Below are 20,189 nucleotides of genomic sequence, written 5' to 3'. Positions count from 1 at the left end.
TCTCCCGCAAGGGGAGAGGGGCTTTTCTCAATGTCAAGTTGCACATCTTTTCGCAAATGCGAAATGTGTGAATGCCGTAGCCCCTTGTGGGAGAGGGGTTGGGGTGAGGGGTTGCAAGCCTGATTTGCATCGGCCTTCGGCCGGGCAGCACCCCTCATCCCGCCCCGCAAGGGGAGAAGGGCATCCGATATGGATGCGTGACTGTTCGACGTTCAATGCGATCGCCCAACCTACCCCCTTGCACTCAAGGACCCAATGCGATGAACCACGCCTTCGCCGCGGGCAGCACCCGCTTGCCCGCCACTCTCCCGGAGCGCGCGTGATGAAAAGGGCGATCCGCAAGGTCGCGGTGATCGGCGCCGGCTCCATGGGATCGGGCATCGCCGCGCAATTCGCCAACGGCGGCGTGCCGGTTGTGCTGCTCGACGTCGCCGGCCCTGAAGACGACCGCACCGCCCCGGCCCGTGCCGGCCTGGAACGGCAGCTGAAGGCGCAGGGCTTCATGGACCCGTCCGCCGCTGAATTGGTCAGCGTCGGCAGCATCGAGGACGATCTGGACGCCGTCGCCGACGCCGATTGGATCGTCGAGGCCGTGGTGGAGGATCCGGTAGTCAAGCGCCGGCTGTTCGCCCGGCTCGATGCGCTGCGCAAGCCGGGAGCGGTGGTGTCCTCCAACACCTCCACCATCCCGCTGGCGCAGTTGACGGAGGGGGCGTCGGAGGCCTTCCGCCGCGACTTCGTCATCACCCATTTCTTCAACCCGCCGCGCCACATGCGGCTGATGGAGCTGGTCGCCGGCCCGGACACCGCGCCGGAGACCGCCGCACTGGTCCGCGATGCGGCGGAGACCGTGCTGGGCAAGACCGTGGTGGATTGCCGCGACACGCCGGCCTTCATCGCCAACCGGTTGGGCTGCCATTGGATGTCGGTCGCCGCCATCGAGGCGCTGCGCCACGGCCTGACGGTGGAACAGGCGGATGCCATGGCCGGTGCGCCATTCGGCGTGCCGCGCACGGCGATCTTCGGGCTGCTGGACCTCGTCGGCATCGATCTGGTGCCGCTGGTGTGGGGCAGCCTGCTGGGCGCCCTGCCCGCCGCCGATGCCCATCACCACCACGATTTGACCGCAGAGCCACTGATCCGCCGCCTGATTGCCGAGGGACGGATCGGCCGCAAGGCCAAGGGCGGCTTCTACCGTCTCGCCCCCGGTAGCAAGGCGCGCGAGGCGCTGGACCTCGCCACCGGGGAGTACCGCCCGCAGGTGGACGCCACCGCCAACCGCGATCTGGCGGCGCTGATCCGGCAGGAGGATGCGGCCGGACGCTATGCCTGGGCGGTTTTGTCCAACAGCATCGCCTACACCGCCGCCGTGGCGGGGGAGATCGCCGACGACGTGGCGGCCATCGACACCGCCATGCGGCTCGGCTATGGCTGGGCCGAGGGGCCGTTCGCGCTGGCCGACCGGGTGGGCTGCGCCGCCATCGCCGACCGGCTGGCGGCGGAGGGGCGCGAGGTGCCGCCGCTTCTCGCCGCCGCCGCGGTTGAGGGCGGCTTCCACCGCCGCGCCGATGCCGGGCGGGAGACCCGAACCACCACCGGCGCCTGGACGCCCGTCCGCCGCCCGCCGGGCGTGCTCGACCTTGCCGAGATGAAGGAGCGCGGGCCGCGCTTCGCCGGCAACGGCTCGGCGTCGGTCTGGGATTTGGGCGACGGCGTCGCCTGTCTGGAGTTCCACACCAAGATGAACGCCATCGACCAGCGCATCCTCGCCACGGTCGCGGAGGCGGCGGAGCGGGTGCCGGCGGAGTTCCGCGCCCTGGTCCTCTACAACGACAACCCGCGCGCCTTCTCCGCCGGGGCCAACCTCGGCTATTTCGTCGAGCGGTTGGAGGCGGAGGACTTCGCCGCGCTGGAACGCTTCGTCGAGCAGGGGCAGGCGGCCTTCCGTGCGCTGAAGCATGCCGCCATCCCGGTGGTCGGCGCGCCGGCCGGTCTGGCGGTCGGCGGCGGCTGCGAGGTGCTGCTGCATTGCGATGCCATCCAGGCCCATGCCGAGACCTATATCGGGCTGGTCGAGTTGAAGGTCGGCATCATTCCGGGCTGGCGCGGTACGGCGGAACTGCTGCTGCGCTGGGGCCGCAGGTCCGACCGGCCCGCCGGTCCGAAGGGAACGTCTCAGGCGGCATTCGGGACCATCGCCGGAGCCCGCATCACCGGTTCGGCGCTGGAGGCGCGGACGCTCGGCTATCTGCGGCCGGAGGACGGCATCACCATGGGCCGCGACCGGCTGCTCGGCGACGCCAAGGCGAAGGCGCTGGCGTTGGCCGAAGGCTACCGCCCGCCCTGCGTGGGCTCCGTCACCCTCCCCGGACCGGCGGGGCGGGAGGCGTTGCAGGCCATCGTCCGGGGCTGGCGGCTGGACGGGCGGGCCAGCCCCCATGACGAACTGGTCGCGGACTGGCTGGCCGGCGTGTGCTGCGGCGGATCCGAGGCTGGGCCGCAGACTCCGGTCGATGAGGACACACTCGCCGCGTTGGAGCGTGAGGCGCTGTCCGCCCTGATCCGGGAACCGGCCACCCGCGCCCGCATCCGGCACATGCTGGACACCGGCAAACCCCTGCGGAACTGAGGAGCACCATCATGGCCGTGTATCAGCCGCCGCTTCAATCCATGCGCTTCCTGGTCCATGAGGTGCTCCATGCGCCCGCCGTGCTGGCGGATGCCGGCTGGGAGGACATGTCGGGCGACCTGTTCGACGACGTGCTGGCACAAGCCGGACGCATCGCCGCGGAGGTCCTGTTCCCCCTCAACCGCTCAGGCGACGAGGAGGGGGTGCGCGTCGAGGCGGACGGCGTGCGCATGCCCGCCGGCTTCGCCGACGCCTACCGCGCATGGCGGGAGGGCGGCTGGAACGGGCTGGCCGGCGATCCCGCCTATGGCGGACAGGGCATGCCGGCGCTGCTCGACACGCTGGTGACGGAGATGGTGTGCGGCGCCAACCTCGCCTTCAGCATCGTGCCCGGCCTGACCCAGGGCGCCATCCGCGCCATCGCGGCGCATGCCGAAGAGGCGCTGAAGGACGTGTATCTGCCGCGGATGATCTCCGGCGACTGGACCGGGGCGATGGCCCTGACCGAGCCCCACGCCGGCACCGACCTCGGCCTGCTGCGCACGCGGGCCGAGCCGGCGGCGGACGGCAGTCATCGCCTGACGGGCCAGAAGATGTTCATCTCGTCGGCCGACCACGACCTGACCGACAATCTCGTCCATCTGGTGCTGGCCCGCCTGCCCGATGCGCCGCCGGGCACGCGGGGGATCAGCCTGTTCCTGGTGCCGAAGCGTTTGCCGGACGGATCCCGCAACGGCTGGGCGGTGCTGTCGTCGGAGCAGAAGATGGGCCTGCACGCCTCGCCCACCTGCGTGGTCTCATACGAAGGGGCGGTGGGCTGGATGGTCGGGCAGCCGCACCGCGGCCTGCCGGCCATGTTCACCATGATGAACCACGAGAGGCTGTTCGTCGGCATCCAGGGAATCGGCGTCGGCGAGTGCGCCGCGCAGTCCGCCCTGGCCTATGCGCGCGAGCGCGAGCAGGGACGGGCTCCCGACGGGCCGCGCAATCCCGACCGGCCTGCCGATGCGATCATCCACCTGCCCGACGTGCGGCGGATGGTGCTGACCGCCCGCGCGCTGACCGACGCCGGCCGGGCGCTGGCCGCCTGGACCGCCCTGTGGATGGACCGCGCCCATCACTCCGGCGACCCCGCCGTGGTGGAGGAGGCGGAGGACTGGGCGGCCCTGCTGACGCCGGTCATCAAGGCGGCCGGCACCGATTTCGGCTTCGAAGCGGCGGTGCTGGCCCAGCAGGTCATGGGCGGCCACGGCTATATCCGCGACAACGGGGTGGAGCAGCTGGTCCGCGACGTGCGGGCGACGCAGATTTACGAGGGGACCAACGGCGTCCAGGCGCTCGACCTCGTGCAGCGCAAGCTGACTCTGCATGGCGGCCGGCCGGTCGCCCGCCTGTTTGCGGCCATCGACGCGGCGGCGAGGGAGCTGGAGGCCGAACCGCTCACCCGCGACATCGCCGGCCCGCTGCGCGACGCGGCGGAGCGGCTGCGCGGAACGGTGGCGTGGCTGGCGGAGGCGGGGTCACACAGCCCCCTCGCCCCGGCGGCAGCGGCGACGGACACGCTGAGACTGATGGCACTGGTGACCTATGGCTGGATGTGGGGGCTGATGGCGACGGCGGCGGCACGGCGGCCGGAGGGCTACGACCGGGCCTATCTGGACGGGCGGATCGGGCTCGCCCGCGTCTTCGCGAACCGCCTGCTGCCCGAGACCGCGGCGCTGGAGCTGCGCATCCGCAGCGGCCACGACAGCCTGTTCGATCCCGGCCTGCCGGCCGACCTCGCCGCCCTGGACGGTTAGCCCCGAAGGACATGGGTTGACGCAGGTCAAGGCGGATTCCGCGGAGATCTGCTTTCCTTGTGGAATGGCACCGGTTCAACCAGGAGCGCCCCGATAACGGCCGACGCCGCCTGCTTTGGGAGGACGCGACATGAAACTGCGGATGCTCGTTCCCCTTCACACCTATCCCGACGGCAATCCCGACAGCATCGCCCGGCAGGTGGCGATGTATGCCGGTCACCTGCAGGCGGATGTCTGCGCTCTCGCCTGCAACATCGACCTGCCGAACCCGTCCAGCATCCTGGGCTCCCTGGCCATCAACGTGCCCGCGATGATCCGGGAGGCGAAGGCCGGAAGCCGCGCGCGGTCGGCGGCGCTGATCGACGCCATGAGGGCCGAGCTGGACCCGCTGGGGATCCCGCTGCGCAGCCTGGAGGCCGAGCGCTATCCAGCGGAGTTCGGCGACGTCATCGCCCGTCAGGCGCGCTATCACGACATCGTCCTGTTCGGCTTGGGCCGGCGCGACGGACTGCCGCGCCTGACCGCAGAAGCCGTGATCTTCGGGTCCGGCCGCCCCACCCTTCTGGTTCCGGAAACGGCGCCGACCGAGGCCCCGGACCATGTGGTGATCGCCTGGGACGGCGGGAGTGCCGCCGCGCGGGCCGTATCCGATGCCCATCCATTCCTGCGCCGCGCCGGAACGGTCAGCATCGTCACGGTGGCCGGTGAGAAGCCTCTGGCGGACGACCATGCGGGCGAACGGCTGGCGGAGTATCTGGCCGATCACGACATCGAGGCCCAGCCGTCCCGGCTGCAGGGCGACGACCGACCCATCGCGGACATCCTGCAGGCGCATGTCCGCGATGTGGGCGCGGGGCTGCTGGTGATGGGAGGCTTCGGCCATTCCCGGATGAGGGATTTCGTCCTGGGCGGCGCCACGCGGGGAATATTGGAGGATCTTCGGGTTCCCGTGCTCGTCTCGCACTGATCGCCGCAGACACTGCATTCGCCGCCACCGGCGGTCAGGGCCGCAATGCCTTCAGGACCAGTTCCACCATATGGCCGAGCCGCTCCTCCCGCGCCGGTTCGGCCAGCAGGTCGCGGCCGAAGATGACCGACAGCGTGTGGACGTTGGACAGGTAGAAATAGGACAGTCCGGCGATGGAGATATAGAGCTGCACCGGATCCACCCCGGCCCGGAACACCCCCTGCTCCACCCCGCGCGCCAGCACGTCGGCGATCATCTGGACGAAGGGCGAATGCATCGACTGGACATGGGCGGAGGTCTTCAGCAACTCCGCCCGGTGCAGGTTCTCGATGTTCAGCAGCGCCATGAATTCGGGGTGATCGATGAAATACTGCCAGGTGAATTCGATCAGCCGCGCGATGGCCTCGGGCGGGGCCAGCTTCTCCAGGTTCAGCGTGCGTTCGGTGGCGCGGATATGGGCATAGGCGCCTTCGAGGACCGCCAGATACAGCTCCTCCTTGTTGCCGACATGGTAGTAGAGCATGCGCTTGTTGGTGCCGGCCTGCTCGGCGATGCGGTCGATGCGGGCGCCGCCCAGGCCGTAGCGTGCGAACTCCTCCGTCGCGGCGGCCATGATGCGGGCCCGCGTCCCTTCCGGATCGCGGGTCGCCTTGGCCGGCGTGGCAGCTCTGTTCGGCGTCGGTGCGGGCTGCACCGGCTCGGGTGCGTCGGTCAGGCTGTCCATGCGGGAAGCCGGCTCCTGCGATACGGGTAGGTTGCGGTCTTCCCCGATGGTAGAGCGTCGGCCGGCGAATTCAAACCACGCTGCGGTGCCGCTCGATGCAGGTGTCCAGCACCTCGCCCATCGGCTTTTCCCACCAGTTGCCTTGCGAAAAGATCTCCACCTCCGAAAAGCCGGTGAAGCCGCTTTCCTCCACCCAGCCGCGGATGCGCGGAATGTCGATGACGCCGTCGCCCATCATGCCGCGGTCGAGCAGCAGGTCGGTGGTCGGCACCAGCCAGTCGCAGACATGGAAGGCCAGCAGCCGTTCCCTTCCGGCACGGCGGATCTGCGCCTCCAGCTGCGGATCCCACCAGACATGATAAACGTCGACCGCCACCCCCAGCGCCCCCGACCGCCCCGGATCCAGCCGGTCGCAGAGGTCGAGCGCCTGGGCCATCGTGTTCACGCAGGCGCGGTCGGCGGCATACATCGGGTGCAGCGGCTCGATGGCCAGCGGCATGCCGGCCTCGCGGGCATAATCCAGCAGTTCGGCGATGCCGTCCTCCACCTGCGAGCGGGCGAGGGCCAAGTCCTTGCTGGCCGGCGATCCGGGGCGGGAATATTGCGGCAGTCCGCCGACCACCAGCACGAGGCACACCGCCCCCAGCGCCGCCGCCTCGTCCACCGCGCGCCGGTTGTCGTCGCGGACCTCCGCCGCCTTCGACGGGTCGGCCGGGAACATGCCGCCGCGGCAATAGCCGGACAGCGCCAGTTCCCCCGTCCGCACCGCCCGCACCGCAGCGTCGAGCCCGACCGCCGCCACCTGATCGCGCCAGGGCGCAACCGCGCGGATGCCGCGGCGGGTGCAGGCGTCGAGGATCTCAACCAGATCGCCCTGCTTGCGGACCGTCGCGGTGTTGATCGACAGCCAGCGATGATCTCCGGAGAAGTCTCTTGTCTTGAAATCGGGCATCACGAAATCCCCCGCACCGCCAGCACCGCCGCCATCCGCTGCGCCGCCCGGTCAGGATCGGACAGCAGCCCGGCCTTGTCGGCCAGCCGGAACAGCTCCGCCAGATGCAAGGTGGAGCGCGTGCTCTCCTGCCCGCCGACCATGGTGAAGTGGTCCTGATGGCCGTTCAGATAGGCCATGAAGACGACGCCGGTCTTGTAGAAGCGGGTCGGCGCCTTGAAGATGTGGCGCGACAGCGGAACGGTGGGGGCGAGGATGTCGTGGAACGCCGCCTGGTCGCCGTCGGCCAGATGGGCGAGTGCCGATGCTGCGGCCGGCGCGATGGCGTCGAAGATGCCGAGCAGCGCGTCGGAATGATGCTGCCCGTCGCCCTCGATCAGCTCCGCATAGTTGAAGTCGTCGCCGGTATACATGCGGACACTACTTGGCAGGCGCCGCCGCATGGCGATCTCCTTGTCCTTGTCGAGCAGCGAGACCTTGATGCCGTCGACCTTGGACGCGAAGTCGCCGATGATCGACAGCGCGGTGTCCATCGCCGCGTCGATATCCTTGGTGCCCCAATAGCCGGCCAGCGCCGGGTCGAACATGTCGCCCAGCCAATGCAGGATCACCGGCCGCTTCACCTGCGACAGGATGCGGCCATAGACGCGGACGTAATCCTCCGGCCCCTTGGCGACGCGGGCCAGCGCACGCGACGCCATCAGAATGATGCTGCCGTCGAGATCCTCGATGGCCTCGACCTGCTCCTCATAGGCGCGGATGACGTCGTCGATGCCGCGGGCGTTTTCCGGCGGCAGATGGTCGGTGCCGGCGCCGCAGGCGATCACCCCACCGCGCGCCTTGGCGGCCGACAGTGAGCGGCGGATCAGCTCCAGCGAGGTCGGCCAGTCCAGCCCCATGCCGCGCTGCGCCGTGTCCATCGCCTCGGCGACGCCGAGACCGAGATCCCACAGATGCTCGCGGAAGGCGATGGTCCGGTCCCAGTCGATGGCCGGGGCCAGCCATGGATCACCCTCCGCCAGCGGGTCGGCGACCATATGGGCGGCGGCGAAGGCGATGCGGGTCAGCGGCCGCTCGGTGCGGGCGGGAAAGCCGCGCGGCGGGGAGAGGGTGTAGGTCTCGATGCTGCGGTCGGGACGGGGGAGGTGGATGGTGGGCATGGGATGGGGTTCCTGGGTAGGTCGTCGCCGCGTGCCCCCTCCCCATCCCTCCCCCACCTTCGGTGGGAGAGGGGGTAGGAGCTTCGCGGGAGTTCAGCGGCAGTCCCCTCTCCCGCCCTCGGCGGACCGAAGGTCCGTCCGATAGCGGGGGAGGGTTAGGGAGGGGGCATCGTCAGCCGACGCCTCACCCCTCGATGGCCGGCACATCCACCCAGCGGCGCTCGCGCCAGCTCTGCAGCGCGCATTCCACCAGCTGGACGCCCTTGGCGCCTTCGATCAGGCCGTGCCGGTACGGCGCATCCTCCACCACATGGCGGATGAAGGACTCCCACTGCACTTTGAAGCCGTTGTCGAACACGGCGTTGTCCGGCACCGGCTGCCAGGTGTCGTAGAAGTCGATGGTCTGCTTCTGGTCGGGGTTCCAAACCGGGCGCGGCGTGCCCTGGCGCGGCTGGATCACGCAGTCGGTCAGGCCGGCGACCGCCGAGCCGTTGGTGCCGTCGACCTGGAAGGTCACCAGATCGTCGCGATAGACCCGCGTGCACCAGGAGGAGTTGATGGTGGCGATAACCCCGCCCTCAAGCTCGAACATCGCATAGGCGGCGTCGTCGGCGGTGGCCTTGTAGGGCTTGCCCGTCTCGTCCCAGCGTTCCGGAATGTGGGTGGCGCCCAGGCAGGAGATGCTCTTCACCTGCCCGAACAGATTGTCGAGCACATAGCGCCAGTGGCAGATCATGTCGAGGATGATGCCGCCGCCATCCTCCTCGCGGTAGTTCCAGGACGGGCGCTGCGCCGGCTGCCAGTCGCCCTCGAACACCCAATAGCCGAACTCGCCGCGCACCGACAGCATGCGGCCGAAGAAGCCGCTGTCGCGCAGCATGCGCAGCTTTTCCAGCCCCGGCAGGAACAGCTTGTCCTGCACCGTGCCGTTCTTCACCCCGGCCTCCGCCGCCAGACGGACGACGCGCAGCGCCTCGTCCAGGTTGGTGGCGATGGGCTTTTCGCAATAGACATGCTTGCCGGCGCGGATCGCCTTTTCCAGCAGGGTCGGGCGCATCTGGGTGGTGCCGGCATCGAAGAAGATTACGTCGTCGCGGTTTTCCAGTGCGGCGTCGAGATTGTCGCTCCAGCGCTCGATGCCGTGGCGGTGGGCCAGTTCCTGCATCTTCTCGGCATTGCGGCCGACCAGGATCGGGTCGGGCATGACGCGCGTGCCGTCGGACAGGGCCACGCCGCCCTGGGCGCGGATCGCCAGGATCGAGCGGATCAGGTGCTGGTTCATGCCCATCCGCCCGGTGACGCCGTGCATGATGAGGCCAAGGCGCTTGGTGCTCATGGCGGAACTCCTTCGGAAAGCGCTGATGTCGGGTTTGAAAGGGGCGACAGGCCGGACCAGTCGGGGTCGGCGATATGAGCGAAGCCGGGGCCGGACAGCGGCGCCGTCGGCAGCCGCCCGGTGCCGGTGGCGAGCCTGACCGTCCCGTCGGCGTCGCGGGCGTAGAAGCCGGGATGCGCGGCGAGGAAGGCGTCGGCCTCCGCCTCGCTGCCGAAGCCCTCGCCATACTGGTGGCCGTTGCGTTCGGCGTGCGGGATTCCGAGGAAGGCGACCAGGGCGGTGTCCTGCTGCACCGACAGCCCGGCTTGGCAGGTCAGATCCTCCGCGGAGATGAAGTGCGGCGGCCCCCACGCCCCACAGCGGGCGCGGTTGAGCATCGCCTTGTAGAGGCCCTTGCAGGATTTGGACGACACGCCGCGATAGCCCATGGCGCGGGCGCGCGGAAAGGCGTCATAGCCGTCGTCGGACTCGTCGATGATGACCGGCGCCCGCTCCGCAACCGCGCCCAGCGGCCGGGCAAGCGCCGTCTCCCGTGCGATGGGCTGCTCCAGATAGGCGAGTGCGTTGCGGAAACCGGCCAGCGCCGGGGCAGCGTCCAACCGGTCGAGAAGCTCCGCGACATGACCGGCATCGCGGTATTGCTCATTGCCGTCCAACGTGGCGCGGTAGCCTGGAACGGCCCTCTCCAGCACGGCCGACAGTTCGCCAATCCGGTCGATGTCGGCGGAAACGTCGCCGCCCAGCTTGATCTTGAACCAGCGCAGCGGTGAGCGCTCCAGCAGGGCACGCAAGTCGTCGGGTTTGTCCAGCAGGCCGACGGTGTGACGCAGTTCCACCTCGGCAAGCGGGGAGAGGTCCCGCAGGAAGCCGTCCAGATCGCAGCCGGCGAGATCGGGCGTCAGCCGTGCATCCAGCCCGGCGGCATTGCCGCCCAGCCCGTCGAATGCATTCAGGCCCAGCACCCGCAGCAGCCCGTCGAACACCGCCTTGTCGATCTGCGCCGGCCCGAAGGCGGCGGCCAGCTTCGGCTCCAGCGCCGGGCTGTAGGCGGCGTGATGACCGAAGGCGGTGTCGAGCCGGTCGTCGGACAGATAGGCGTCGCGCGCTTCGATCAGCGAGCGGCGCAGGCCGTCCACCGTCTGGGCCGGGCTGCGGTCGCGCCGCTTGTCGAACCATTTCGGCATCATCATCTCGGCGGTCGCCCCCCAGGCCTCGCCCTGCCCCTCCACGTCGACCAGGGCGCGGACGAAGGCCTGCGGGGCGGCCTCCACCGTCACCGCGCCGAAGCGGAACGGCTTCACGAAACGGACCGGCCGCTCGTACAGCTCGATGGCGCGGATGCGGAGACGGGGGGCGGGCATGGTTGAGAGTCTTTCGTGGTGATGGGGCATGCCCCCTCCCTCCCACGGCTTCGCCGCGGGTCCCTCCCTCCCCCGCTTCGCGGGAGAGGGGAGGATTCGCAAGGTGGCGGAGTTCCCTCTCCCGCGATCGGATCGGCCTTCGGCCGACCGAGGGCGGGAGAGGGTTAGGGAGGGGGCAATCGCAGCCGGCGCCTAATCCAGATGCCCCTGCGCCGCGAAATGCTTGCGAATGGTTTGGGTCAGCTGGATGAAAACCGGGTCGCCCATGACGTCCAGCGTCCGCGGGCGCTCCAGCGGGACCTCGTAGGTGGCGGCGATGGTGCCGGGGCGTTCCGACATCACCATCACCCGGTCGGCCAGGAACACCGCTTCGGGGATGGAGTGGGTGATCAGGATCACCGTCTTGCCGGTCTCGAACTGGATGCGCTGCAGCTCGACATTCATCCGCTCCCTGGTCATGGCGTCGAGCGCGCCGAACGGCTCGTCCATCAGCAGGATCTTCGGGTCGTGCACCAGCGCCCGGCACAGGGCGGCGCGCTGCTGCATGCCGCCCGACAGCTGCCAGGGGTATTTGTTCTCGAACCCCGTCAGCCCGGTCATCCCGATCAGCTTGTGCGCGCGCTCCAGGTAGCGCTCCCGCGGCAGGCGGCGGATTTCCACCGGCAGCATGATGTTGCGCAGCACCGACCTCCAGGCCAGCAGGGTCGGGCTCTGGAAGACGATGCCGGTGTCGTCGTGCGGCTCGGTCACCACGTCGCCTTCGATGCTGATGGTGCCGCTGGTGACCGGCAGCAGCCCGGCCAGCATCTTCAGCAGGGTGGACTTGCCGCAGCCGGACGGGCCGACCACCACCAGGAACTCCCCCGGCCGCACGTCGAAGCTGATGGGGTGGAGCGACGGCACCTCGCCGTCGCGGCTGCGGTAGGTCTTGCTCACGCCGTCGATGCGGATCAGCGGCGCGCCGGACAGGCGCTGCGTTTCCGCCTCGCCCACCAGTTTCAACTGAGGCTGTGCCATGCTCTCCTCGTCGTGCCTTGCGGGGGGCCGGTCAGTCACCACGGGTCGGTCACTTGGCGGCGGCGTTCATCGCCTTCGCCGCGGGGTCGGCCGGCAGGAAGTCGCGGGTGTAGAAGCGCTTGGGGTTCTCCTTGGCCGAGGCGTCCAGCCCGCCATATTCGACCAGCAGCTCCACCGTCTCCTTCATGTTGGCGTCGGTGACCTGGAAGGGCCGCATGCCCTGCGTCTCCTTGGTGCGGTAGAGCGGGATGGTCAGCTCGAAGCCCTCCTGCAGGGTGTCGGGCTTGCCGCCCTTGGGGTTGGCCTTCAGGATTGCAGCCGCGGCCTCCTTCGGCGCCTTCTCCGCCTCCTCCACCGCCTTGGTGGTGGCGGCCATGAAGCGGCGGACGAGGTCGGGGTTGTCCTTCAGCGTGTCGGTGTTGGCGATGATGCCCGACGAGACCATGTTGACGCCGTAATCGGCGAAGCGGATCGGCGTCACCGACTTGCCGGTGGCGTCCTTGATCTTCATGCTCTGGTCCATGACATAGCCCAGCAGCAAATCGGCCTGTCCGTTGATGACGGCGTTCAGCTTGGTCTGGGCGTCGCCCGACACCACTTCGAAGTCACGCTCCTTCAGGCCGGTCTTCTTCAGGAACAGCGGCCAGATCTGGGACATGCTGTCGCCCGGCGTCATGGCGACGATGCGGTTCTTGATGTCTTCCGGCTTGCGGATGTTCTTGTCGCTGAAGCCCATCGCCGACATCGGGCTGGTCTGCAGCAGCACGCCCGGCGAGGTCACCGGCGCGCCCTTCACCGCGGCCTTGATCATGGTCGGCACGTCGACATAGCCGAAGGTGACGCCCTTGGCAGCGACCAGTTGGGTGGTGATCGCCGAGCCGCGGCCCTCCTGGATTTCCAGGTCGATGCCTTCGGCCTCGTACAAGCCCTTGTCCTTGCCGTAATAGAAGGGCGCGTGTTCGCCGTAGACGTACCAGTTCAGCATCAGCGTCACCTTGTCGGCGGCCTGCGCCGGCAAGGTGGAGGCGGCAAAGGCGCAGAGCGCCGCGACGATGGTTTTCTTCATCACGACCGGTGTCCTCCCATGGGTGGTGGATCGCCCCGTCGGCCGGCGCTGTGCGGCGTCGGGGTTCTTGTCGGTGAATCGGGTTTTGGACTGACGTCAGACGGTGGGGCTGAACTTGTCGCGCTGGCTGGCATGCCAGGGGATGGCGAAGCGTTCCAGCACGTCGATGACCCAGAACAGCAGCACGCCCATCAATGCCAGCACGGTCAGCGCCGCGAACATCAAGGGCAGTTCGAAATTGCCGATGGAGCGTTGCAGGACGAAGCCGATGCCGGAGTTGGAGCCGACGAATTCGCCGACCACCGCCCCCACCACCGCCAGGGTGATGGAGACCTTCAGGCCCGCGAAGATCGCCGGCAGCGCATGCGGCAGGCTGACCATCCGGAAGGTCTGCAGCCGCGACGCCTTCATCGAGCGGGCCAGATCCATCATCTCGCCATCCACCGACTTGAAGCCCTGCACCGCCGAGACGACGACGGGAAAGAAGCCCAGCAGGAAGGCGGCGATCACCTTCGGCATCAGGCCGAAGCCGAACCACACCACGAACAGCGGCGCGATGGCGACCTTGGGGATCGACTGCGAGAAGACCAGCAGCGGGTAGACATAGGCCTCCACCGTGCGCGATCCGGCGATCAGCATCGCGATGGGAATGCCGAACAGGACCGACAGCGCAAAGCCGCCCAGCGTCGCCGTGAAGGTCGGGACGGATTCGGACAGCAGCCGCGGCCATTCATCGATCATCGCCAGCACGACATCGCCGGGCTTCGGCACCAGATAGGCGGGCACCCCGAACAGCCGGACCGACAGATCCCACAGAACCAGCAGGATGACCATCAGCAGGATGGGGCGGACCCAGTCGGAATTGAGCAGGCGCAGCGCTGCGCCCGAGCGTGAGCGACGTTCCATGCGTCTTCTCCGGCCGGCGGGCTCAGGCAGCCGAGGGAGCGGCCGCAATGTTTTAACCGGCTGGTTAAAAGTACGCCCGCCCCGCCCGGCCGGTCAACGCATACAATGGTGATAGCGGATTGTTTTGTACGCGGAGCACATGGCGGCCGCGCCAGCCATCGACGGTCGACGACTTCCCGTGAAGTCCCGACCGCAGAAAGCCATGTTCAGTACATTTCCGGAAAGCGGCGGCACGGGAAGCCGGCGGCGGCAGGCCAGCCCCAAGAGGCGTCAGGGCTTGCCCGGCTGCGGCTTCGCCTGCGGTTTCACCGTGGGAGGAGCGGAGCCCGCCTGAGATGCGGCGGGGGGAGCGGCCTCGGCTGCCGGCGGTGCGGCGGGCGGTGTGGCCGGCGGAGTGGCGGGCGGTGTGACGGATGCGGCGTCCCCCGGTGCCGTGGCCGGAGCGGTGCCGGCGCGGCGCAGGACATGGGCGAGGTTGTCGCGCACCTTGTCGGCCAGCGCGAAGTCCGGTTCGGCCGCCTCGTGGAAGATCACGGTGAACAGGCGGCGCTGCGACAGCAGGAAGTTCAGCGTGACGTGCAGCGTGCCCTGGGGCATGGCGCAATCGACCGAGCCGGTGCGCAGCCAGACCGAACCGGCCTGTTCGGACGGGTTCAGGCTGACGGTCGGGGTGCCTTCGCACCGCTGCTTCATGGCATCGGCGAAGCCGTCCGACAGTTCGTCGATCCTGGCGTCCTCACCCACCGCGCGTTCCCGGATGCCGCCGACGATGGGGCCGAAGCGCCAGGCGACGTCGGCCGGGCGGCGCTCCTGCGGGATCTTGTCCATCGGCACCAGTTCGGCATCATGCACGCCGGCCGCGGTCAGCAGGCTGTCCAGCCCTTCCGGCAGACGGTTCTTCTTCTCCGCCGGGCGGCCCGCGGCGACCTTGATCGGCGGAACGTTGCCGCCCTTGTCGACGCAGGTCCTCAGGTCGCCCAGCACCTTCTTGGTGCCGGACAGCTTGAAGGCGATGCGGTCGGTGGCCGACGACACCACCAGTTCGTTCCCGCCCATCAGGGCATTGACCAGTTCCTCGTCCTTGCCGTTGGAGACCACCAGCATGTCCGGCTGCGAGGCGATGGCGATCCGTTCGCGTTTCAGCTTCTTGTCGACCTCGATGGTGACCGGCCATTCGCCGCCCTTGGGCAGGTCGGCGCCGGGGATGCCGATGCCGATGTTGGTCTCCCCCTGCGGACTGCGGGCGAACATCAGCACATGGCCGGAGGTGAATTCCCCCTCGGCCACGCAATAGGCGAAGCTGCCGTCCTTCTTCTTGGCGGCGCCGCCATCCCAGCTTTCGATCAGTTCGCCGGGGCCCTCCGGCTTCGCCGGCGCTGCGGTTCCCTGTTTCTCGGCCGGCTTGTCGCCGGGCCTGGCATCCTGCGCCGGGGCACCGGGGACCACGATCTCGGCCTCGGGCGTCGGCAGGCCGTAATAGACGGCGGGCGGAACGCTCGGCTCGACCGGCACCAGTTCGGCCATCGCCGGAGCCGACGCCACACCCAGCAGGAGAAGCGCGGACAGCGAAGCGACGGAACGGGCGGTCATGACGAGGTAATCCATAGATGGTTGCGGCGGCGAAGCTATCCGTGCCCGCCCCCATCCGCAAGCCCAACCGCCCATCCTGTTGCAGGAGACAGACACCTGTTGCACAGGACACGCAGGGGATTTGCGCTAAACGCCGAAGAAGGCCTCGCGCAGCACCTTATCCGACAGCGACGCCACCGGCCCGTCCCCCACCACGCGCCCCAACCGCAGCAGGACGGCGCGCGGGGCGACCGTCAGGGCGCGCGCCGCACTCTGTTCGGCCAGCAACACGGCGGTGCCGGCGGCGGCGATGCGGCCGACCGCGGCGAACACCTCGTCGGCCAGCTTGGGCGACAGGCCGAGCGACGGTTCGTCCAGCAGCAGCAGGTGCGGCCGGCCCATCAGCGCGCGGCCGAGGCTCAGCATCTGCTGCTGGCCGCCGGACAGGCGCCAGGCGCTGTCCCGGCTCTTGACCGCCAGATCGGGGAACAGGGCGAAGACGCGCTCGACATCCTGCGCGCGGTCGCGGGCGGCGGGCAGGCCGGCGACCTCCAGATTGTCGCGCACGCTCATGCCGGGGAAGACCCGCCGCCCCTCCGGCACATAGCCAATGCCGCGCCGGACCCGCACCTCCGTCGCCAGCGGCCCAAGGTCGCCGCCGTCGAAGCGCAGCTCCCCCTGCGCCGGCACGAGGCCGAGCAGCGCCTTCAGCAGCGTCGACTTTCCCGCCCCGTTGGCACCGAGCAGCGCCACCGTCTCCCCCGCCGCGACGCTCAGCGAAACACCATTGAGCGCCGTCGCCCCGCCATAGCCGGCGGTCATGCCGCGGATGGACAGCAGCGCGCTCATGCGGTTCCTGCCCGGCCGAGATAGGCCGCCGCCACCGTCGCATCCCGGCGCACCCCATCGGCCAGGCCGTCATAGATCACCTGCCCACGGTCGAGGCACAGCACCCGGCCGGCCAAGGGCAACAGGAAGCCCATGTCATGCTCCACCAGCAGGACCGCCATCCCCTCCCCCGCCAGTTCGCGCAGCAGGGCGGCAAGTTCCGCCTTCTCGCCGTCGGTCAGCCCGGCGGCGGGCTCGTCCAGCAGCAGCACGGCGGGCCGGCGGACCAGGGCGCGGGCCAGTTCCACCCGCCGCCGCAGCGCCGCCGGCAACCCGTCGCAGCCCTGCCCGGCAAGCTCGCCGACTCCCAGCCGGTCGAGCGCCCAGCGGGCATGCGCCTCCGCCGTCGCCGCGTCGGGATCGACGGCAAGGCGGGCGGCGGCCACTGCGTCCAGCACGCCGGCCCCTTCCGGCAGGATCGCCGCCTGGAAGCTGCGGGCCAGCCCGGCACGGGCCAGACGGTCGGCGCGGGCACCGGTGACGTCCCGTCCGCCGAGCCACACCCGCCCGGCATCCGGCCGCTCCAGCCCCGACAGCAGGTTGATGACCGTCGTCTTGCCCGACCCGTTGGGGCCGATCAGCCCGGTGATGCCGCCCGGCCGCAACTCCAGCGAAACGCCGTCCACCGCCCGCACGCCGCCGAAGGACTTGACCAGTTCCTCCACCGTCATCCCGTCTATGGCAACGGGCGGCGGCGGTTCGCGCGCCTCCGGCAGGGCACGGGCCGGACGGCCGAACAGGCGGCCGGCGGCACGGTCGAGCAGTCCGGTCAGCCCGTCGGGCGCCAGCAGCACGGTCAGCAGCAACGCCGCGCCATAGACGACCAGATAGCCGCGCTCCAGAAAGCGGAACCATTCCGGCAGATGCAGCAGCAGCACGGCACCCAGCACCGCGCCGGCCATCCGCCCCCGCCCGCCGACGATGGCGATGGTGAGGATGGAGACCATGACCGGGAACTCCAGCACCTCCGGCGAGACGACGCGCTGGGTGTGGACCGCCAGCGCTCCGGCCGCACCGGCGAACAGGGCGCTGATGCCGAAGGCCGCCAGCCGCAGCCGCCCGACGTCGAGCCCCAGCGTTCCCGCCGCCAGCGGATCGTCGCGCAGCATGGTCAGCGACCGTCCGAGCCGCCCGCGCGCCAGCCGCCACCCCACCAGCCCGCCGAGCGCCACCAGCCCCCAGACCAGCGCCGCCATCGGCAGCCCGCGCGGCACCGTCCAGCCGAACAGCACCACCGCCGGCACCCCGGCCAGCCCGTTGGAGCCGCCGGTCAGCTCCGGCAGGTTGACCGCCAGCAAATGCAGAACCTGCGCGATGCCCAACGTCGCCAGGGCGAAATAGTGGGATTCCAGCCGCAGCACCGCCAGCCCGACCGGCAGCGCCAGCAGGAGCGGCACCAGCATCGACAGCGGAAAGGTCGCCTCGAAGCCCAACCCATAGCGGCTGCCGAGAATGCCCGTCACATAGGCGCCGACACCGAAGAAGGCGCCCTGGGCGAGCGACAACGCGCCGCCGAGCCCGAAGACGATCTGGAACCCGAAGGTCGCCAGCGCATAGACACCGGCAACTGTCAGCACGCGCAGCCCATAGGGAGAGGCGAAGGCGAACGCGTAGACCAGCAGGGCGAGGGCGCCGGCGAGCAGCGCAAGCTTCTCCACCCCGACACTACTCCCTCTCCCCCCCGGGGAGAGGGTTGGGGTGAGGGGGACGCGCCGCGAGGATCGTTCGGCAAACGAATCCCCCTCACCCTGACCCTCTCCCCGGGGGGGAGAGGGAATCTTCACCGGGGGACGCGGCTCAGCCACGGCGGCGCACCGCTTCGCCGAACAGGCCTTGCGGCCGCAACACCAGGATCGCCAGCAGCGTCAGGTACAGCGCTCCCAGCGCCACTGGGTAGGACAGCACCGACGACACCCCCACCTCGAACAGCGCGATCAGCAGCGCCCCCACCACAGCCCCCGGCACCGACCCCCAGCCACCGATGGTTACCGCGATGTAGGCCTTCAAAATCAGGTCCCCGCCCGCGGTCGGCGTGACGAAATAGCGGTTGGCGAGCAGCAGCCCCGCCGCCCCGGCACAGGCGGCACCGATGGCGAAGGTCACCAGGATCATCGCCGTGACCGGCACGCCGCAGGCCCGCGCCATCTCCGGGTCCTGCGCCGTGGCGCGCAGCCGGCGTCCAAGCTGCGTGCGGGCGAACACCCATTGCTGCGCGCCGATCAGCAACGCCGCCACCGCGACGATGGCGAGCGACTGCTCCGGCACCGCCAGCCCGCCTATGGAAAGGGTGTCGTCGCCGAGCAGCGGCGGCGCAGCGCGCGGCTCCGGCCCGAACAGGATGGCGGCGCCGTTCTGCAGGATGATGCCGATGGCGATGGTGCTGATGAAGACCGACACCGGCGGCCGGCGGCGCAGCGGCAGATAGGCCGCCAGCGCCAGCAGCAGCCCCAGTCCCGCCATCAGCGCCAGCACCACCGGCAGCAGGGCGATGCCCGGCAGCGGGATCAGGGGCGCCAGCGCCACCGCCAGCAGCCCGCCGGCCATGACCAGATCGCCCTGGGCGAAATTCACCGCCGAGGTGGCGTTCAGCACCAGCACGAATCCCAGCGCCACCAGCGCATAGGCCGCCCCCAGCGCCACCCCGTTGACCAGCAGTTGAAGCGCCGCCATCCGCTCACTTCGCCGCGAGTGCGGGGTCGTCGTAGCGCTTCGCCAGCACCGGCACGCGGCTGGTCCCGTCATAGCAGACGATGACGGCGGAATGGGCCATGTTGCCCTTGCCGTCGGACTTGTAGGTCATGGCGAGGCCCTTGAAGGTCTCCGACGACAGAGCCTTGCGGATCGCGTCGGGGCCGCGGGCGCCGGCCTTCACCGCCTCCAGCACCATGGTCATGCCATCATACTGGCCGAGCGCGAAGGCATCCGGCTCCTTGCCGAAGACGGTGCGGTAGGCATCGGTAAAGGCCTTGACCTCCGGCGTGCCGCCGGAGATGGGCGAGGCCGCGGTCTCGGCACAGACGCCCTTCAGCTCCGCCGGTTCCAGCAGGGCGGCGGTGCTCGGCTGATGCATGGCGGAGCCGGCGACGATGGGCACCGCCACCCCGCTGGACGCCGCCTGCCGCAGCAGCAACGCGGTCGGGCCGGAATGCAGATGCAGCACCAGCACGTCGGGCTTGGCGGCCAGCGCCTTGGTCAACACCGGCAGCAGGTCCTTGGCGGCGGGGTCCACCCCCTCCTCGAAGACGGGGGTGACGCCCAGAGCCTTGAAGGCGGCGTCGAGATGGGTCTTGCCGCTCTGGCCATAGGCGGTGGTCTGGTAGATGACGGCCGGCTGCCGCTTGCCCAGCTCCTCCACCACATAGCGGGCATGGGCGGCCTTGGTCACGGCATCGCCGGGGAAGAAGCGGAAGACCCAGGGGTTGCCCTGCTCGGTGATCGAGGCGGTGCCCGAGACGGTGACCAGCGGCAGCTTCAGCTCCTGCGCCAGCGGCAGCATCGCCAGCATCTGGGTGCCGAGCATGCTGGCGGCGACCGCCCCGACCGTGCCGCTGCCGGCCGCGCGCTCCAGCGCCGTCACCGCCGCCTCGGGCGAGGTGCCGGTGTCGACGACTTCGGAGGCGATGGCGATCCCGGCCGGGGTCTGCTTCAGCGCCAGGACGGCACCGTTGCGCTGGCTGGTGCCCTCCAGCGACAGGAAGCCGGTCAGCGGCACCAGCACCGGAAAGGACAGCGTGTCGTCGGCGCGGGCGGCGGACGACAGACAGGAGGATGCGGCCAGCAGGCCGATCAGAAGGGGAAGCGCACGCCGCATGACC

16 protein-coding genes are annotated in these 20,189 nt (G+C 69.8%); 3 read left to right on the top strand and 13 right to left on the bottom strand.

Annotation, left to right across the window (positions count from 1 at the left end; all coding sequences use genetic code 11):
• The first annotated feature begins 322 nt into the window (after nucleotides 1-322).
• The 3 genes from AZOLI_RS16075 to AZOLI_RS16065 all read left to right on the top strand — a co-directional run bounded on the left by AZOLI_RS16075 (nucleotide 323) and on the right by AZOLI_RS16065 (nucleotide 5,395).
• On the top strand, nucleotides 323-2,629 hold the full coding sequence (locus tag AZOLI_RS16075) for a 3-hydroxyacyl-CoA dehydrogenase/enoyl-CoA hydratase family protein (protein ID WP_014188220.1): 2,307 nt from the start codon (nucleotides 323-325) through the stop codon (nucleotides 2,627-2,629).
• A gap of 11 nt (nucleotides 2,630-2,640) precedes the next feature.
• Entirely contained in the window at nucleotides 2,641-4,428 is a 1,788-nt protein-coding gene (locus AZOLI_RS16070) for an acyl-CoA dehydrogenase C-terminal domain-containing protein (protein ID WP_014188219.1), read from the top strand.
• A 130-nt stretch (nucleotides 4,429-4,558) separates the two neighbouring features.
• A complete protein-coding gene (locus AZOLI_RS16065) occupies nucleotides 4,559-5,395 on the top strand; it encodes a universal stress protein (RefSeq protein ID WP_014188218.1) in 837 nt (278 codons plus the stop codon).
• Nucleotides 5,396-5,429: 34 nt separating this feature from the next.
• Here the strand turns inward: AZOLI_RS16065 and AZOLI_RS16060 are convergent, their stop codons facing one another.
• The 13 genes from AZOLI_RS16060 to AZOLI_RS16000 all read right to left on the bottom strand — a co-directional run bounded on the left by AZOLI_RS16060 (nucleotide 5,430) and on the right by AZOLI_RS16000 (nucleotide 20,185).
• The gene (locus tag AZOLI_RS16060; RefSeq protein ID WP_014188217.1) at nucleotides 5,430-6,119 is read right to left on the bottom strand and encodes a TetR/AcrR family transcriptional regulator; all 690 of its coding nucleotides are present in this window, start codon (nucleotides 6,117-6,119) and stop codon (nucleotides 5,430-5,432) included.
• Between the two features lie 70 nt (nucleotides 6,120-6,189).
• A complete protein-coding gene (locus AZOLI_RS16055) occupies nucleotides 6,190-7,071 on the bottom strand; it encodes a sugar phosphate isomerase/epimerase family protein (RefSeq protein ID WP_014188216.1) in 882 nt (293 codons plus the stop codon).
• A complete protein-coding gene (locus tag AZOLI_RS16050; RefSeq protein WP_014188215.1) occupies nucleotides 7,071-8,231 on the bottom strand; it encodes a dihydrodipicolinate synthase family protein in 1,161 nt (386 codons plus the stop codon). The genes AZOLI_RS16055 and AZOLI_RS16050 overlap by 1 nt, the downstream gene beginning before the upstream one ends.
• Before the next feature lie 184 nt (nucleotides 8,232-8,415).
• Nucleotides 8,416-9,567, bottom strand: a complete 1,152-nt coding sequence (locus tag AZOLI_RS16045) for a Gfo/Idh/MocA family protein (protein ID WP_014188214.1) — start codon at nucleotides 9,565-9,567, stop codon at nucleotides 8,416-8,418.
• Nucleotides 9,564-10,928, bottom strand: a complete 1,365-nt coding sequence (locus tag AZOLI_RS16040) for a hypothetical protein (RefSeq protein ID WP_014188213.1) — start codon at nucleotides 10,926-10,928, stop codon at nucleotides 9,564-9,566. The genes AZOLI_RS16045 and AZOLI_RS16040 overlap by 4 nt, the downstream gene beginning before the upstream one ends.
• 192 nt (nucleotides 10,929-11,120) lie before the next feature.
• Nucleotides 11,121-11,945: an ABC transporter ATP-binding protein gene (locus AZOLI_RS16035; RefSeq protein ID WP_014188212.1), complete on the bottom strand. Its 825-nt coding sequence runs from the start codon at nucleotides 11,943-11,945 to the stop codon at nucleotides 11,121-11,123.
• A 49-nt stretch (nucleotides 11,946-11,994) separates the two neighbouring features.
• On the bottom strand, nucleotides 11,995-13,011 hold the full coding sequence (locus AZOLI_RS16030; protein ID WP_044551451.1) for an ABC transporter substrate-binding protein: 1,017 nt from the start codon (nucleotides 13,009-13,011) through the stop codon (nucleotides 11,995-11,997).
• 96 nt (nucleotides 13,012-13,107) lie between these two features.
• Entirely contained in the window at nucleotides 13,108-13,917 is an 810-nt protein-coding gene (locus AZOLI_RS16025; protein ID WP_014188210.1) for an ABC transporter permease, read from the bottom strand.
• 270 nt (nucleotides 13,918-14,187) lie between these two features.
• Complete coding sequence (locus AZOLI_RS16020) at nucleotides 14,188-15,507, bottom strand: hypothetical protein (RefSeq protein WP_014188209.1); 1,320 nt, start codon at nucleotides 15,505-15,507, stop codon at nucleotides 14,188-14,190.
• 126 nt (nucleotides 15,508-15,633) lie between these two features.
• Nucleotides 15,634-16,335, bottom strand: coding sequence for an ABC transporter ATP-binding protein (locus AZOLI_RS16015; protein ID WP_014188208.1), 702 nt, complete (start codon nucleotides 16,333-16,335; stop codon nucleotides 15,634-15,636).
• A complete protein-coding gene (locus AZOLI_RS16010) occupies nucleotides 16,332-18,032 on the bottom strand; it encodes a branched-chain amino acid ABC transporter ATP-binding protein/permease (RefSeq protein WP_014188207.1) in 1,701 nt (566 codons plus the stop codon). Before AZOLI_RS16010 ends, AZOLI_RS16015 begins: the two co-directional genes overlap by 4 nt.
• A gap of 139 nt (nucleotides 18,033-18,171) precedes the next feature.
• The gene (locus AZOLI_RS16005; RefSeq protein ID WP_014188206.1) at nucleotides 18,172-19,044 is read right to left on the bottom strand and encodes a branched-chain amino acid ABC transporter permease; all 873 of its coding nucleotides are present in this window, start codon (nucleotides 19,042-19,044) and stop codon (nucleotides 18,172-18,174) included.
• A gap of 4 nt (nucleotides 19,045-19,048) precedes the next feature.
• The gene (locus AZOLI_RS16000; protein WP_014188205.1) at nucleotides 19,049-20,185 is read right to left on the bottom strand and encodes an ABC transporter substrate-binding protein; all 1,137 of its coding nucleotides are present in this window, start codon (nucleotides 20,183-20,185) and stop codon (nucleotides 19,049-19,051) included.
• Nucleotides 20,186-20,189 lie beyond the last annotated feature (4 nt).

Source organism: Azospirillum lipoferum 4B, assembly GCF_000283655.1.
Taxonomy (GTDB): Bacteria; Pseudomonadota; Alphaproteobacteria; order Azospirillales; family Azospirillaceae; genus Azospirillum; species Azospirillum lipoferum_C.
This window is presented reverse-complemented; position numbering and strand designations above follow the sequence as displayed.

Bases quoted from the DNA above. Each gene is read 5' to 3' on its own strand.
- AZOLI_RS16060 (WP_014188217.1), bottom strand. From the start codon at position 6,119: ATGGACAGCCTGACCGACGCACCCGAGCCGGTGCAGCCCGCACCGACG.
- AZOLI_RS16020 (WP_014188209.1), bottom strand. From the start codon at position 15,507: ATGACCGCCCGTTCCGTCGCTTCGCTGTCCGCGCTTCTCCTGCTGGGT.
- AZOLI_RS16015 (WP_014188208.1), bottom strand. From the start codon at position 16,335: ATGAGCGCGCTGCTGTCCATCCGCGGCATGACCGCCGGCTATGGCGGG.
- AZOLI_RS16005 (WP_014188206.1), bottom strand. From the start codon at position 19,044: ATGGCGGCGCTTCAACTGCTGGTCAACGGGGTGGCGCTGGGGGCGGCC.
- AZOLI_RS16040 (WP_014188213.1), bottom strand. From the start codon at position 10,928: ATGCCCGCCCCCCGTCTCCGCATCCGCGCCATCGAGCTGTACGAGCGG.
- AZOLI_RS16000 (WP_014188205.1), bottom strand. From the start codon at position 20,185: ATGCGGCGTGCGCTTCCCCTTCTGATCGGCCTGCTGGCCGCATCCTCC.
- AZOLI_RS16030 (WP_044551451.1), bottom strand. From the start codon at position 13,011: ATGAAGAAAACCATCGTCGCGGCGCTCTGCGCCTTTGCCGCCTCCACC.
- AZOLI_RS16055 (WP_014188216.1), bottom strand. From the start codon at position 7,071: ATGCCCGATTTCAAGACAAGAGACTTCTCCGGAGATCATCGCTGGCTG.
- AZOLI_RS16025 (WP_014188210.1), bottom strand. From the start codon at position 13,917: ATGGAACGTCGCTCACGCTCGGGCGCAGCGCTGCGCCTGCTCAATTCC.
- AZOLI_RS16045 (WP_014188214.1), bottom strand. From the start codon at position 9,567: ATGAGCACCAAGCGCCTTGGCCTCATCATGCACGGCGTCACCGGGCGG.
- AZOLI_RS16065 (WP_014188218.1), top strand. From the start codon at position 4,559: ATGAAACTGCGGATGCTCGTTCCCCTTCACACCTATCCCGACGGCAAT.
- AZOLI_RS16070 (WP_014188219.1), top strand. From the start codon at position 2,641: ATGGCCGTGTATCAGCCGCCGCTTCAATCCATGCGCTTCCTGGTCCAT.
- AZOLI_RS16075 (WP_014188220.1), top strand. From the start codon at position 323: ATGAAAAGGGCGATCCGCAAGGTCGCGGTGATCGGCGCCGGCTCCATG.
- AZOLI_RS16035 (WP_014188212.1), bottom strand. From the start codon at position 11,945: ATGGCACAGCCTCAGTTGAAACTGGTGGGCGAGGCGGAAACGCAGCGC.
- AZOLI_RS16050 (WP_014188215.1), bottom strand. From the start codon at position 8,231: ATGCCCACCATCCACCTCCCCCGTCCCGACCGCAGCATCGAGACCTAC.